General features: G+C 57.5%; 16 protein-coding genes and 1 tRNA gene. 14 read left to right on the forward strand and 3 right to left on the reverse strand.

Annotated elements, in window-relative coordinates; all coding sequences use genetic code 11:
* Positions 1 to 75 precede the first annotated feature (75 nt).
* Both H7849_RS18645 and H7849_RS18650 read left to right on the forward strand, forming a co-directional pair.
* Positions 76 to 324 (forward strand): DUF4160 domain-containing protein, encoded by a 249-nt coding sequence (locus H7849_RS18645; RefSeq protein WP_186741481.1) that lies wholly within the window; start codon positions 76 to 78, stop codon positions 322 to 324.
* Entirely contained in the window at positions 311 to 727 is a 417-nt protein-coding gene (locus H7849_RS18650; protein ID WP_186741482.1) for a DUF2442 domain-containing protein, read from the forward strand. Before H7849_RS18645 ends, H7849_RS18650 begins: the two co-directional genes overlap by 14 nt.
* On the opposite strand, the gene ggt is transcribed toward H7849_RS18650, so the two are convergent.
* Entirely contained in the window at positions 724 to 2,484 is a 1,761-nt protein-coding gene (ggt, locus tag H7849_RS18655; RefSeq protein ID WP_186741484.1) for a gamma-glutamyltransferase, read from the reverse strand. The two genes, H7849_RS18650 and ggt, sit on opposite strands and share 4 nt — an antisense overlap.
* Positions 2,485 to 2,534: 50 nt before the next feature.
* On the opposite strand from ggt, the gene ispE reads away from it, so the two are divergent.
* From ispE to H7849_RS18715, 12 genes are all read left to right on the forward strand, one after another.
* Positions 2,535 to 3,554, forward strand: a complete 1,020-nt coding sequence (ispE, locus tag H7849_RS18660; RefSeq protein WP_186741486.1) for a 4-(cytidine 5'-diphospho)-2-C-methyl-D-erythritol kinase — start codon at positions 2,535 to 2,537, stop codon at positions 3,552 to 3,554.
* An 82-nt stretch (positions 3,555 to 3,636) separates the two neighbouring features.
* Positions 3,637 to 3,710, forward strand: a tRNA-Gln gene (locus H7849_RS18665).
* A 125-nt stretch (positions 3,711 to 3,835) separates the two neighbouring features.
* Positions 3,836 to 4,876, forward strand: a complete 1,041-nt coding sequence (locus tag H7849_RS18670; protein WP_432756503.1) for a ribose-phosphate diphosphokinase — start codon at positions 3,836 to 3,838, stop codon at positions 4,874 to 4,876.
* 91 nt (positions 4,877 to 4,967) lie between these two features.
* A complete protein-coding gene (locus H7849_RS18675) occupies positions 4,968 to 5,648 on the forward strand; it encodes a 50S ribosomal protein L25 (protein ID WP_186741488.1) in 681 nt (226 codons plus the stop codon).
* Positions 5,649 to 5,867: 219 nt separating this feature from the next.
* Positions 5,868 to 6,491: an aminoacyl-tRNA hydrolase gene (gene pth, locus H7849_RS18680; RefSeq protein WP_432756504.1), complete on the forward strand. Its 624-nt coding sequence runs from the start codon at positions 5,868 to 5,870 to the stop codon at positions 6,489 to 6,491.
* Positions 6,492 to 6,723: 232 nt separating this feature from the next.
* Positions 6,724 to 7,137: a 30S ribosomal protein S6 gene (gene rpsF / locus H7849_RS18685; RefSeq protein ID WP_186741490.1), complete on the forward strand. Its 414-nt coding sequence runs from the start codon at positions 6,724 to 6,726 to the stop codon at positions 7,135 to 7,137.
* A 51-nt stretch (positions 7,138 to 7,188) separates the two neighbouring features.
* Positions 7,189 to 7,524 (forward strand): 30S ribosomal protein S18, encoded by a 336-nt coding sequence (gene rpsR, locus H7849_RS18690; protein ID WP_186741492.1) that lies wholly within the window; start codon positions 7,189 to 7,191, stop codon positions 7,522 to 7,524.
* 345 nt (positions 7,525 to 7,869) lie between these two features.
* A complete protein-coding gene (rplI, locus tag H7849_RS18695) occupies positions 7,870 to 8,328 on the forward strand; it encodes a 50S ribosomal protein L9 (RefSeq protein ID WP_186741494.1) in 459 nt (152 codons plus the stop codon).
* Positions 8,329 to 9,058: 730 nt separating this feature from the next.
* A complete protein-coding gene (locus H7849_RS18700) occupies positions 9,059 to 9,433 on the forward strand; it encodes a hypothetical protein (protein WP_186741495.1) in 375 nt (124 codons plus the stop codon).
* A 240-nt stretch (positions 9,434 to 9,673) separates the two neighbouring features.
* On the forward strand, positions 9,674 to 10,114 hold the full coding sequence (locus tag H7849_RS18705; RefSeq protein WP_186741497.1) for a DUF6036 family nucleotidyltransferase: 441 nt from the start codon (positions 9,674 to 9,676) through the stop codon (positions 10,112 to 10,114).
* Positions 10,115 to 10,517: 403 nt separating this feature from the next.
* Complete coding sequence (locus tag H7849_RS18710) at positions 10,518 to 11,504, forward strand: ATP-grasp domain-containing protein (protein WP_186741499.1); 987 nt, start codon at positions 10,518 to 10,520, stop codon at positions 11,502 to 11,504.
* Positions 11,504 to 12,541, forward strand: a complete 1,038-nt coding sequence (locus H7849_RS18715) for an LLM class flavin-dependent oxidoreductase (RefSeq protein ID WP_186741501.1) — start codon at positions 11,504 to 11,506, stop codon at positions 12,539 to 12,541. The genes H7849_RS18710 and H7849_RS18715 overlap by 1 nt, the downstream gene beginning before the upstream one ends.
* A gap of 141 nt (positions 12,542 to 12,682) precedes the next feature.
* Here the strand turns inward: H7849_RS18715 and H7849_RS18720 are convergent, their stop codons facing one another.
* On the reverse strand, positions 12,683 to 13,435 hold the full coding sequence (locus tag H7849_RS18720; RefSeq protein ID WP_186741503.1) for a metallophosphoesterase family protein: 753 nt from the start codon (positions 13,433 to 13,435) through the stop codon (positions 12,683 to 12,685).
* Between the two features lie 54 nt (positions 13,436 to 13,489).
* The gene (locus H7849_RS18725) at positions 13,490 to 14,362 is read right to left on the reverse strand and encodes an ABC transporter ATP-binding protein (protein ID WP_186741504.1); all 873 of its coding nucleotides are present in this window, start codon (positions 14,360 to 14,362) and stop codon (positions 13,490 to 13,492) included.
* Positions 14,363 to 14,371: the final 9 nt, after the last annotated feature.

Consider the following 14,371-nt stretch of genomic DNA (forward strand, 5'->3'; position numbering starts at 1 on the left):
CTGCTCTATCTTCTCATCCTGCTCTTATGAAATTTTTCTCACTGAACCCAAGCGCTTCGGTTTATAGTTTTGAATATGCCAACCGTTCTGAGGTTTGGCGGACTGAGAGTCGTTATTTATCCGAATGATCATCGTCCGGCACACGTGCATGTCATCGGGCACAGTCACGAAGCAGTTTTCACGCTGGGTTGTCCTGCCGGTCCTGTTACGCTTCGAGAGAATTACGGCTTTGCGAAGCATGATTTGGCGGGTATTCAAGCCATGCTTATTCACAACCTGACTGTTTTGTGTGCGGCTTGGAAGGAGATACATGGAATCGCGTGATCAATTTGAATCGGCGAATCAAAGAGCACGAAAGATTCAAGCATCGCTCCCAAGAGCGTTAAGCGCCCACTATGATCGCCGCATTGGGCGAATCTTTGTTCATCTCAATTCGAAACTCGACATTGCCTTTTCGCCGCATGATGCGGAGGGTCTGGAGAATGCCACCCCCGCGCAGCTCGATACAATCGAAGTCACACCTTCCGGCTTCGGTATTCATTTTCCAAAATTAGACGCCGACCTATATCTCCCCGCCCTGCTGGAAGGATTCTTCGGGTCCAAAAAGTGGATGGCGAGTCGACTCGGGTCCATCGGAGGGAAATCGAGAAGCTCAGCGAAGGTGACGGCGGCAAAGAAGAATGGAAGCCTTGGGGGAAGGCCAAAAACGAAGAAGACAGTAGCCTAATATCCCGCAGCTTTTCCAAAGCTGTGGCGATGATCCTGCCCTCCCTCCAGATCGCCCGTCGCCGGATCCACGGCAATACACTCGCCGTCGCTCCAATGGCCTTTCGCAACGTTCACGTGATAACCAAGCGCACGCAGTCCCTCAACGGTCGAATCAGTGAATCCGGGTTCCAGAGACAGCACGTCCGGCAGATACTGATGGTGGAATCGTGGCGCATCGACAGCCGCCTGAACATTCATTCCCTGATCCGCGACGCTCAGGAAAATGTTGGCGACCGTCGTAATAATGCGGCCGCCCCCCGGCGAACCCAGCACCATCGCAACCCTGCCGTCTTTCAGCACAATCGTCGGCGTCATGGCTGACAGCGGCCGCTTGCCCGGAGCAATCGAGTTCGCCGGCCCTTGAATCAGCCCATACATATTCGGCACGCCTTGCTTCGAGGCAAAGTCGTCCATCTCATCGTTGAGCAGGAAGCCAAGCTTCTCCGCCGTAACATCCGAGCCAAAGTTGTTATTCAGTGTCGTTGTCACTGCAACAGCATTGCCCTCGGCATCGACCACCGAAAAGTGCGTCGTCTGCGATGATTCGTGCCGCACATCGGCCATTGTCGGCGGAGGAGGAATAAAGTCAGCGGGGCGCTTCAGGCTTGCGGATGCCGTAGCCTGTTCCTGCTGAATGCTGGCCCGCCAGGCCGCCGCATACTTCTTGTCTGTCAGTTGCTCGACGGGAATCTTCACATAGTCCGGATCGCCGAGATAGTCAGTACGGTCCATGTACGCACGCCGATAAGCTTCCGTGATCAGGTGAATCTCCGGCAGCGTGCGGTCGCCGAGACGACCCAGGTTGTAGCCCTCAAGAATGTTCAGCGCCTCGATCAGCACCACGCCTCCAGACGACGGCGGCGGCGCTGCCACAATCGTATAGTCCTTATACGTGCCCAGCAGCGGCTCCCGCTCTTTCACTTCATACGAGGCAAGATCTTTTTCCGTGATCAGCCCGTCACCCTTCTGTACATCGGCTGCAAGCTGTTTAGCAATCTTCCCGTGATAAAAATCATCGGGATCCTTCGCGATGCGTCGCAGCGTTTCCGCCAACTCCGGTTGTTTGAAGGTGTCTCCCGGCTGATAGTAACTCCCGTCGCGCTGGAAAATATGCTTCGTCTCCGGGAACCGCGCCAGATCGGAGTCGCGCAGTTCCTTGGCTTCCTCTTCGCTCAGCACAAATCCAGCAGCAGCGAGACGAATCGCAGGCGCCATAACCTTGGCCAGCGTAAGCTTCCCATACCTTTTCTCCGCATATGCCATCCCCGCAACCGATCCGGGAACGCCGCTGGCCTTAAATCCCACCAGGCTCGCATTCGGAATGATGTTGCCTTTGTCATCGAGATACATGTTGGCCGAGGCAGCCTGCGGAGCCTTCTCGCGGTAATCGATAAAAGTCGACTTGCCCGCGTGCGGCCCAGCATGAAAGTGGATCAGCATAAACCCGCCACCGCCAATATTCCCCGCCGCCGGATGCACCACCGCCAGCGCGAACCCCGTAGCCACGGCCGCATCCACCGCATTACCGCCTTCCTTCAAGACCTCAACCCCGGCATCGGTCGCGAGATAATGAATGCTGACGACCATGGCATGCTTCGTCCGGGCAGGAGTTTCATTTTGAATCGCCAGCGACGGATTAACGACCTGTTGCGCCGTCAGATTGAAGCAGGCAGAAAGGCTTAGCGCGGCAGAAAAGCAGAGGAGGCGGTGAGTCATCGTAGCCGGTAGTTTAATCCGATTTTTTCAAACCGATACAATCCATCTGGATGTCTACACGAGTTCGTTCCTTTTCAAAAATCAACCTCGGTCTGGCCATCGGTCCATCTCGCCCCGACGGTTTCCATGCGCTGACGACGCTCTATCAGACGCTCGCCGCCCACGATCTCCTGACCGTCGAAGCCAACAAAACAAAGGCCGGCAAAGGCAGCATCACCCTGACCACAAATGACGAACGCGTCCCCACCGACGAGCGAAACACCGTCTGGAAGATGCTCGACCGCGCCCTGCCTGCCCTTAAAGCCCCCGCCGAAGTCCACGTCCACATAGAAAAACGCCTACCGGTCCAGGGCGGCCTGGGAGCAGGCTCTGCCAACGCCGTAGCCGCGCTGATCGGCCTAGAACACGAGCTGAATCAAGAACTTTCCGGTGGAGATCGCCTGAAAATCGCAGCCGAAGTAGGCTCAGATGTCCCGCTCTTCCTCCTAGGCGGTGCCATTCTCGGCGTGGGACGCGGCGAAGAAGTCTATCCCATGCCCGACCTGCCCGAAACCCACTGCGTCGTGGCTCTCCCAAATGTCGGCGTTTCGACGCCGCAGGCATTCCGCGACTGGGATTCCCGCCACGCAGAAGGTTTGACCCGCGAGGATTCCTCCGATAGACTGAAAGAGTTGAGTCGAGCTCTCTCTGCGTGTCTTTGCGAGCCGCACTCCTCCGGTGTCTTCTCCTTGGGAGAAGACCGGCCCGGGAATCCACTTCTCGCGCTTGTCCGAACCGGGATCGAAAACGACTTCGAAGGGGTCGTCTTTCGTCAGCATCCCTCACTCGGCGACATCAAGCGCATCTTAGTGTGTTCGGACCAGCCGGAGCAGGCGGCTCTTTACGCTGCGCTCTCAGGTTCCGGGTCGGCCGTCTTCGGCCTCTACGAAGCCGAATCCGCAGCAAAGGCAGCAGAAGAGCGGTTATCTGCCAGCGGTATCGCGTCCATGCGGACAAAAACCTTGCCCCGCGAAGCATACTGGCGCACGATGATAGAAGACTCACACACAAAAGGTAGCGTCGGGCTTTAGCCCGGCGAAAAGGTAGAAGCACCGGCCTTTAGGCCGGTGAATAAACCGCCAGAAGATAGGGGCTTTAGCCCCGGGCAGTTACTGGGCGATCGACTAACGGTAGGTCAAGTGCCTTTGGAGCACTTTGTCTAGGTTCGAATCCTAGTCGCCCAGCCAGGTTTCAGGCCGAGCCATCAAGGGGTAACCTCTTGCGATGGCCCGGCAATCACAACAGAAGCCGCTGGCCATGCAGTCCGGCCAGCATGAGTGACAACCAACGCAAACCAGCTTGGGGGTTTCTTATGAAGACGGAAGTAGCGACGGAAATATTTGTGCCAGAAATGGTGACCGACGGGCGCGGCAAGCCCATGCCCGAACGCAAACGGCACCAGAAACTGGCCGAGGACAGGCGTTTCAAGATTTTCTCCGGCACGGCAAATCGTGCGCTGTCCGAAGAGATCTGCAAGCACATCGGCGTGCCGCTGGGGGAAACCAAGACGCAGCGTTTTGCCGATGGCGAAATTTACTTTCAGCTGCTTGAAAACGTTCGCGGAGTCGACGTTTTCATCGTGCAGCCGACCTGCAATCCGGTAGATCAGCACCTCGTCGAGTTGCTGATCATGATTGACGCGCTGAAGCGCGCATCCGCCGGCAGGATCACTACCGTCGTTCCGTACTACGGCTATGCGCGGCAGGACAGAAAAGACCGTCCGCGCGTCGCGATATCGTCCAAGCTGGTCGCAGATCTGCTGACCACCGCGGGCGCCAATCGCGCATTGTTCATGGATTTGCACGCGGCACAGATTCAGGGGTTCTTCAACATCCCGGTGGACCACTTGTTCGCAAGCCCGGTGATGGTGAGCTACTTCAAGGAGCTGAACCTCCCGAATCTGGTCGTGGTATCACCCGATGCGGGAGGCGTGGAACGCGCGCGCTTCTTCGCAACGAAAATGGGAGTCCCTCTGGCGATCGTCGACAAGCGCCGGACGGACATCAACGTGACGGAAGTGATGCACGTCATCGGCGATGTGAAGGGCAGTACCTGCCTCATCATCGACGACATCATCGACACCGCCGGCACGCTGGTCAAAACAGTCGACGCGCTGCTCGAAAAGGGCGCGACCAAAGTTTACGCCGGGGCATCGCATGCGGTGCTCTCCGGTCCGGCAGTAGAGCGCATCGCGAAGTCGAGATTGGTGGAAGTGGTCGTAACCGACTCCATCCCGCTGAGCGAAGAAGCGCAGGCGCTGCCAAAGATTAAGGTGCGGTCGATTGCTGGCCTCTTGGGCGCGGCCATCGAAAGCATCCACATGGAGACGAGCGTCAGCACGCTGTTCAGCTGAGCAAGTCTGTTTCGTAAGGTCGCGATTAAGCCAGCTTGGTCGCCAAGCAAAGGGAGCGGAAACGATTCCGTGCCCGAAGGAAAAGGACAGAATGATTACTCAGGAAGTCGTAGCAGCCACACCCCGCGAGGGCAAGTTCAACAAGAACGCAGCGCGCCGCGTGCGTGTCAGCGGCAAAATTCCCGCCGTAGTCTATGGCGCGAATGAGCCCTCCGTCGCCGTCGAAGTCGATCCCAAGCAGATCCTCCGCATTCTGCACTCGGAATCAGGACACAACTCGATCTTCGATCTCGAAGTCGGCGACGCGAAGGCCAAGGCGATGATCGTTGACTGGCAGTACGAGCCGATCAAGGGATCGCTCATGCACATCGACCTCAAGCGCATCGCCCTCGACAAGGCCATCCGCGTCGAAGTGCCGATCCACCTTGTAGGTGTTCCGGTTGGCGTGAAGACGCAGGGCGGCATCCTCGATCAGGTGCTGCGCGAAGTGGAAATCGAGTGCCTCCCGACTGACATCCCCAGTCACATCGACGTCGATGTTTCCGAACTCGCCTTTGGCAACGTTCTGCGCGTCTCCGATCTGCCCCACGGCGGCAAGCTCAAGTTCCTGACCGACGAGAACAGCACCGTTGCGCACGTTGTTTCCATCAAGGAAGAAGTAGTTGCAACGCCGGATGCTGTGGCGGTTGCGGCTGCTACTCCGGCTGAGCCGGAAGTAGTCAAGAAGGGTAAGCAAGAGACAGCCGAGGCTGCGGCTCCGGCCAAGAAGTAGTGGCGAGGGCTGGTAGGTGAGGGCTTTAGCCCTCACAAATCCCCGAGCCGGAATCAACGGGGCTTTATCCCCTGAGGTAACAAAAAGCCTGAGGTAGCAAGGGTAGAAGCACCGGCCTTGATCGGGGTCCCCAGAACGCGCGCGTTCGCGTGCTGGGGTGATTTAGGCCGGTGAATCAGGGCAGCAATACAAAAGGGCTTTAGCCCTGGTTCACAAAGATTGGCAGAAGAAACAAATCGCGGCGTGTTCCTGGTCGTCGGTCTCGGCAATCCCGGAATCGAATACCAGTTCACGCCGCACAATGCGGGTTTTCTTGCTGTAGATCGAATTGCTGACGACTACGGCGTACAGATCACGAACCGCCGCTCGAAAGCAGCGACGGCAACGATCCGCATGGCAGGCCGCGAAGTGGTTCTGGCCAAGCCCGAAACGTACATGAACCTCAGCGGGCTTTCCGTGGAGGCTCTTGTAAATGAATTCGAGGCCGACCCGGAACGCGACCTGGTGATTTTGTACGACGAGCTGGCCCTGCCGCTGGGCACGCTCCGCGTCAGAACAGGCGGCAGCGACGGCGGCCATAACGGAGCGAAGTCGATCAATGGCGCGCTGCGGACACAGGAATGGGTACGCATCCGGATCGGCGTAGGACCCGAGCCAGGCGAGTTGAGCCACCGGCGCGGAAAAGATTATCTGCTGACGCCGATGCGCAAGGCAGATCTGGCCGAACTTGATCCGGTATTGGACAAGGCGGCCAAAGCAGTCGAGATGATCCTGTCGCAGGGCATTAAGGCTGCCATGAACGAATTCAACCGCCGCGACCAAAACGGCCCGGCGGAAGGGTAGAAGGGGCCTTTACCCGAAACGCCACGCCACGCGAGGTGACTTAAGGGTAGGCGAGGGCTTTAGCCCTCGCAATAGAACGATGCGAACGGAGGGGGCTTCAGCCCCTGAGGCACCAAAGGTTGAAAGCACCGGGCTTTAGCCCGGTGAACAAGGGAATTGAAAAAAGGGGCTTTTAGCCCCGGGATTTTTCACAGCCACGATAGGCCGTGGCTGCGAGAGAAGAGAGAAACGAATGGAACGTTTTTACGAAGTAATGTTTATCGTTCGTCCCGACACACAGGACGAAGAAGTCGACAAGCTGATCGCTGGCTTTGAAGCCACCGTGACCAACGGCAGGGGCGCCGTCCGTTCCACTGAAAAGCTGGGACGCCGTAAGCTCGCCTACACTGTCCGCAAGTTCAACGAAGGCAACTATATCCTCATGACCATCGACGCCGATGGCCCACTGGTCCATGAGCTTGAGCGCCGTCTGCGCGTCTCCGAGCCGGTCATCAAGTTCATCACCGTGCGCATGGACGAGGAGCAGAAGCGCCTCGACAAGGTCAGGGCCATCCGCGCCACGCGCAAGAAGCTCAGCGCCCAGCCCGTTGCCGCTCCCGTCGAGAGCGCCGAGCCCCACGTCGAAGCGACCCCCGCAAGCGCATAACCGAATTCAGATTTACGCCGCTGGCACGATCCTGCGGAGAAGGAAAAAGAGATGGCTGACGAAACAACAACGAAGGCGCCCGAAGGCGCAGCTCCCACAAGTGGCCCCGGCGGCCTTGGTGGCCCGCGCGGTCCCCGCAGCGGTGGCCCCGGCGGTCCTGGCGGACGCAAGTTCTTCCGCCGCAAGAAGGTCTGCAAGTTCTGCACGGAAAAGATCGACGCGATCCCGTACCGCGACGTACGCTTGCTGCAGGGCTTTGTGGCCGAGCGCGGCAAGATCGTTCCCCGCCGGCTGACGGGCGTCTGCACCACGCACCAGCGCCGTCTGACGAAGGCGATCAAGCAGGCCCGCAACATTGCCCTGCTGCCCTTCGCCGCCAGGTATTAACAACCCGTAAGGGTTGTCATCCTGAGCGGAGCGCTGCGCGCAGTCGAGGGACCTGCTTTTCCAGAGATGCGGCACGAAAATGGGTGCCCCATCCTGACGAAGTCAGGGTGGGAGAGCAAGGATCAGCGTTTTCGGGTAGAAGCACCGGGCTTTAGCCCGGTGAATAGAGCGCAAAAGATAAGGGGCTTTTAGCCCCGGGCCTTTCACAGACCTGATAGCAGGCGCAAGCGACTGGCAACGAAGTTAGGTAGGGCAGGGCTTCAGCCCTGCCACAGATCACGGTTGGGAAAGCGGCTTTAGCCGCTGAGGCATTCACCAACCCACGCAATATTTGGAGATTGGCAAATGGAAGTCATTCTGAAAGAAGACGTAAACAACCTGGGCCACCGCGGCGACGTGGTGAAGGTGGCCGACGGCTACGGCCGCAACTACCTTCTGCCTAAAAAGCTTGCCATGGAAGCGAACGCCGCCAACAAGGCCGTCATCGAGCAGATGAAGGCATCGGCTGTCCGCCGCTCGGCGAAGGAAAAGGGCGAAGCCGAACAGCTTCTCACCCAGCTCAACGACGTTGCTCTCGTATTCGAGCGCAAGGTAGGCGAGAACGACCACCTCTTCGGCTCGGTTACCTCCGCCGACATCGCCCATGGACTCGAAACCAAGGGCTTCAACATCGACCGCCGCAAGGTCCACCTCGACGAGCCCCTGAAGTCTCTCGGCGAGTTCCTCATCCCCGTCAAGCTGCACCGCGAAGTCACCGCCCACATCAAGGTGACTGTAAAGGCCGAAGAAGCCGCCGCCGAGTAGCATTGCATGCAGCAGGCGCGCGCTCTGCGCGCCATGCGTGCTACGGCAAATAGTGTCTGCTCCGACCCGCTCCTGCTGGTCGCTTGCATTGTGGTCTATCGGGGTTTCGGGTAGAAGCCCCGCGCTTTAGCGCGGGGAATAATAGGACTCAAGTCAGGGCCTTCAGGCCCGGTTTTAATGCTCGTAACATGAAGCACAGTCCGGAGCCTGAAGGCTTCATTTTTGCTCTGAGTCAATTCTGGACTAGGCGGATCGGACCGCGTAAGCTGCACACTGTGTGGAAACGCGTTGCACTCGCCGGGCTGGCTGGATTCCTAATCTCGATCTTTTGGATGTTTCTCGGATTCGCACTTTTCAATGTCGGAAATGGTCTAATAGCTGGTCTGTACTATCTTGGTGGCGAAATCGTCTGCCCCTTTTTTCCCGTTAACAGTACGCACGACGTGTACGGTCCTTTCGTAAATGCTGTGCTCTATGCATCGTTGGCTTGGATTGTATTGCGGATGATCAAATCTCGAAATATTTCACCCTCGAATGTGTAGTCGTCATTTGCCGGGTGCCCCACATCTCGAAGAGATGTGGGATCCTATTTTAGTTCGCCACACTCCCCACCGATGTCATCCTGAGCGAAGCGCAGCGAAGTCGAAGGACCCGCACCGCAGGTGCGCCTCTCGCCTTGCGCAGCAAGGCCCGGCTTCAATGGTTGCATATCTGAGAAGAGGTCCATATAGTGACTCAAAAGATCAAAGCGAATCGGCCACTAACTCCTGATGAGAAAGAGCTTCTAGCTCGATTCGTGCGGTTTGAAGTGTCTCTTGATGAAGTTCTAACCCATTTCCAAGATATCTTGGAAATGGATTTTGGCCGCGAGAAGCGTACATTCGTCTCATATTTCCAGTTACCAGTGCCTGGCGTTCGCGTGGAAGTCAGCCACATCAATAGCGCGATAGAGAAGCATAATCAAGGCGAAATCACAGATGACGAGACTTATCGCTGGGCGACGTTCCTTCTACTCAATGAGGCGTATGACTGGGAAGGACCTGACGAGGATGAAATCGCAGAGATGTTGAACGAATTATCACTCCTTCCTAAGCGGGCGCACTAACAATCAGTCGTCAAAGAATGTAAAGCATTAACTCCAAGAAATATATAACGATTGAGGTCAGGTACGCAGGCTTCATGAGGGAGACACGAACCATCCGTCGAATCCAAGACCCGGAACAACAGAGCCGAGAAACCATCCAATACTGGCGCTCTCGTCCAGTAGGCGAGCGACTCTCAGCGGTATGGGATCTCAGCGAAGCTGCGTATTCGTTTGCAGTATCCTTCAGGGAAGTGCGAACTGATGCTGCCCAAAGACCTCAAAGATCTCTTACTCGCGTTCAACGACCAGCACGTTAGATATCTGATCGTCGGCGGTTACGCATTCGGTGTCCACGCTGAGCCGCGAGCCACGAAGGATCTGGACATCTTCATCAGCCCCGACGCAGACAACAGCGAATCCGTATTCCGCGCGCTCATGCAATATGGCGCTCCGCTTCAGGGCCTAAGCCCTCAAGATTTCTCGGACGGTAGCACCTTCCAGATCGGCCAGCCCCCTGCAAGGATCGATCTTCTCCAACATATCGACGGCATCACATTCGAAGAGGCATGGTCCCATCGCATCGAGGGGATGATCGACGGAGATATCCCGGCCGCTGTCATCTCCCGGGATGACCTCATCCGAAACAAGCTGGCCAGGGGTAGAGAGCAGGATATGCTCGACGTGAAGAGGCTTCGAGAATAGCCAGCCGTTAAAACCGCGAAATCAGCACGTTTTGTGCACTTAACTGCCCTTCGGAGCACGAAAAATCACCTTATCATACCGATCGATCCTGCTATCAAGCACGGAGCCACAAAGCCTTGTCAAGCCCCCTCACCTCAAAAAATTCTTTAACCCCCTCAAAACAAGCCTCTTATAGGCGAGGCAATTTGGCGTACTATTTCGCGAAACTTGCTATCCTTGAAATAGGGGCAATGCTTTAGAGGGCGGAAACAGGACCCCCCGCTAAGTGATTGAAAACACTAGAAGCGATATAAAGTATTTAGAATCATTGGGATAGCAGGGGATGATCCCCTTCTAAGTTGTTGCAAATAAAAGAAAGCAATCGGAAGACCGGGGGGATACCCGGTTCGGGAAGGAAGTTAGCGTGCCAAAGCCCATCGCAATTTTTTACGAACAGCAGCACTGGTTCAAGCCACTCTTCACCGAACTCGATAAGCGAGGCACTGACTACGTAAAGCTGGACGCGACAGCCCATACTTACGCCATCGAAGAGGACCCCGAGCGAAGCTACTCGCTCGTCGTGAATCGCATGAGCCCCTCAGCCTGGAACCGCGAACACGGCGACTCCATCTTCTACACGCTCGGCTTCCTCGACCACCTCGAACGGCGCGGCGTCCGCATCATCAACGGCCTCAAAGCCTTCCGGACAGAGTTATCAAAGGCAGCCCAGCTCTCGCTCCTCGACGAACTAGGCCTTCCCTACCCGAAAGCCCGTGTCATCCACCGCGCCTCACAGGCACTGGCCGCAACCAAAGGCCTGCGCTGGCCCATCGTCGTCAAGCCCAACATCGGCGGCTCCGGAGCAGGCGTCAAGCGTTTCGACACGCCCGAATCTCTGCAAGCCGCAGCCGAAGCCAACGAGCTGGCCTTCGGACTCGACTCGACCGCGCTCGTGCAGGAATTCATCCCCGCACGCGACGCCCACATCGTCCGCTGTGAAGTGCTGAAAGGAAAGTTCCTCTACGCCATCAAGGTCCACATCACCGGCGAAACCTTCGACCTCTGCCCCGCCGACATCTGCCGCACCACCGGTGGAGTAGACCTGAACCGCGCCGCCTGCCCGATAGATGCGCCCAAAACTGGCATCAGCGTCGAAGGCTACCACCCGCCGCAGGAAGTCATCGGCGACGTCGAGCGCATCATGCAGGAAGCCGGAATCGATCTCGGCGGCATCGAGTACATCATCGACGACCGTGATGGCCAACGCCTCTACTACGACATCAACGCCCTCTCCAACTTCGTCGCCGACGGCCCCCGCGTCATCGGCTTCGACCCCTTCGCGAAGCTGGTCGACTGGCTCGAAGCGGAAGCCGCTAAGGTCAACGAAGCTGAAGCAGTAGGAGCGCGGTAATGCGCTACGGCTTCTGGCTGCCGGTTTTCGGTGGATGGCTCCGCAACGTCGAAGACGAAGGCATGAAGCCGACATGGGACTACATCAGCCGCCTCGCGCGCCGCGCCGAAGAGATCGGCTACGACCTTACCCTGATCGCCGAGCTGAACCTCAACGACATCAAAGGCGTCGAGGCTCCTTCGCTCGACGCCTGGTCCACAACCGCAGCCCTCGCCGCCGTGACGAAGAAGCTGGAGTTGATGGTCGCCGTCCGCCCCACCTTCCACAATCCGGCGCTCTTAGCCAAGCAGGCCGCAAACATCGACCACATCTCCAATGGCCGCCTCACGCTCAACGTCGTCTCCAGCTGGTGGGCAGACGAGGCGACGAAGTACGGCATCCAGTTCGACCAGCACGACGACCGTTACGCCCGCACCTCCGAGTGGCTCGAAATAGTGAACGGCTGTTGGAACCAGCAGGGCTTCTCCTACCAAGGCAAATACTACCGCGTAGACGACAACGTTCTCTCACCCAAACCAGTGAGCAAGCCCAGACCAACGCTTTATGCCGGAGGCGAATCCGAGACCGCCAAGAACCTCATCGCCAGCAAATGCGACGCCTACCTCATGCACGGCGATCCTCCGGAAATCGTCGGGAAGAAGGTTGCTGACATGCGCCGCCGCCGCGAAGCCGCGGGCCTGCCACCGATGACCTACGGCATCGCCGGATACGCCATCGTTCGCGACTCTGAAGCCGAAGCAAAAGGGGAGGTGGCCCGTATCACCGACGTCCAGCAATCCGCTCGCGGCTACGCCAACTACCAGCAATGGATCACCGGCTCGAATCTCGAACAGAAAATTTCGTTAGAAGACTACTCCGTTTCGAACCGAGGCCTGAGAAGCGGCTTAGTCGGAACCCCAGAACGAGTCTCCGAACGTCTGGAAGAATTCGCGTCAGTCGGCGTCGATCTCGTGCTCTTGCAGAGCAGCCCACAGTTAGAAGAGATGGAGCGGTTCGCGTTGCAGGTGATCAGCACTCCATTAAAGCCGTCATTCTGACGACCAAAGGGAGGAAGAATCTCAGCGACGATGGCTCAACTGAATATTGCTGAGGTTCGCTTCGCTCAGAATGACGTCCTATCTGACGCTGTCATCCTGAGGAACGCGAAGGATCTGTTTTTTCTCAGACGTGGCCGAAAACTACCGCCCATCGCGCAGCCGAGTCGCTAAGCGATCCGGCAGACCAGCGCGAATAATCCGCATCTGCGCCAGCTTTACGTCATACGGAACACGATAAAACGTCACAATCCGCTGCACATCGTCATAAATCGCAAACGCACAACGCCAGTCGCCATCGCGAGGCTGCCCCACCGAACCCGGATTGATCAGATAGCGAACACCTTCGCGTAACTGAATCTCATATTCCTCTGCTTCGTCGTGCGTCGCATAGTCCGGAACCAGCTTGAACCAGTCATCTCCGTTGGTGGCAAAACCGCCCTGCAGATGCGTATGGCCGAAGAAGTTGATCGCAGTCGTAACCTGCTTGAGCGGATGGATCGCATCGCGCATGGAAAGAATGTATTCGTCCTCATCCAGCGGCGATCCATGCGTGCAGCTCACCTGCGGACCATCCGGCATGATCGGACCATGCGCCAGATGCCGCAGCCACGCAATATGCTCCGCCGAGAGCACGCACTGCGTCCACTTCGCTGCTCGGCTGGCAATGGGATTGAAGTCCTCCATGCTGCTCAACCCGCTGCAAACGCGGTCATGATTCCCACGCACAAAGACGCTGCCAATCGAGCGAGCGCGATCGATCACCTCATTGGGATTGGCGCCGTAACCGACTACATCGCCAAGGTTCCACACCACATCGTACTCAGGCGCAGCCGCAATCACTGCATCAAGCGCCTCAAGATTTGCGTGGATATCGGAGAGGACAAGGGCGCGCATGGTCACAAAGCCAACTTCTCACTCTAGTCCCAACGCGCCCGGATTCCAAGTGCCCTAGCTTCTCACCCAATGGCCAGACGCATACTCGCGAAGCTCACCAGCGCTCGCTCCAAGTGCAGATGGCAGCGTCGCAAGTGGCTCATGAATATCCGTCTGCAATGTGGGAATCGCCCCAAGAAGACTCCGGGTGTACGCATGCTGCGGCGATTGGAAGATGTTCTTCCGAGAGCCTTGCTCCAGAAGCAAGCCATGCCGCATCACAGCCACTCGATCTGCAACCTGCGACACTACCGCCAGATCGTGAGAGATGAAGAGCATCGCCAACGAGTAGCGCTCCCTCAAATCAGCCAGCAGATCAAGAATCTGCGCCTGCACGGTGACATCGAGCGCCGTCGTCGGCTCATCGGCAATCAGCAACCGAGGGCGATTCACAATCGCCATCGCAATGAGAATGCGTTGCCGTTGCCCACCCGAGAACTGGTGCGGATAGTCATTCATGCGTCGCTCAGGTTCCGGCAACGCAACCGCCTGCATCGCCTCGATCACTGCCTCACGCACCTGTCGCCGGCTTTGTTCAGGATGATGCGCACGAATCGCTTCGGCAATCTGCGCTCCCACCGGCATCACCGGATTCAGCGCCGTCATCGGCTCCTGAAAGATCATGGATATCTCGCGTCCACGCGCGCGTCGCATGGCCTCAGTCGGCAATGAAAGCAAATCGCGCCCATCGAAGCGAATCAATCCGGTCGCCTGCGCCGCAGAATCAAGCAGGCGAAGGATTGCGAGCGCAGTCACAGACTTCCCAGAGCCTGATTCGCCAACAAGCCCGAGCACTTCGCCTTGCGCGATGCTTAGCGTAAGGTTATCGACGGCGAGACGGCCATTGAAAGCGATCGATAACCGTTCAAGTTCCAGCAAGGAGCCCACGAAAGCATC

The organism is Alloacidobacterium dinghuense, from assembly GCF_014274465.1.
Classification (GTDB): Bacteria; Acidobacteriota; Terriglobia; order Terriglobales; family Acidobacteriaceae; genus Alloacidobacterium; species Alloacidobacterium dinghuense.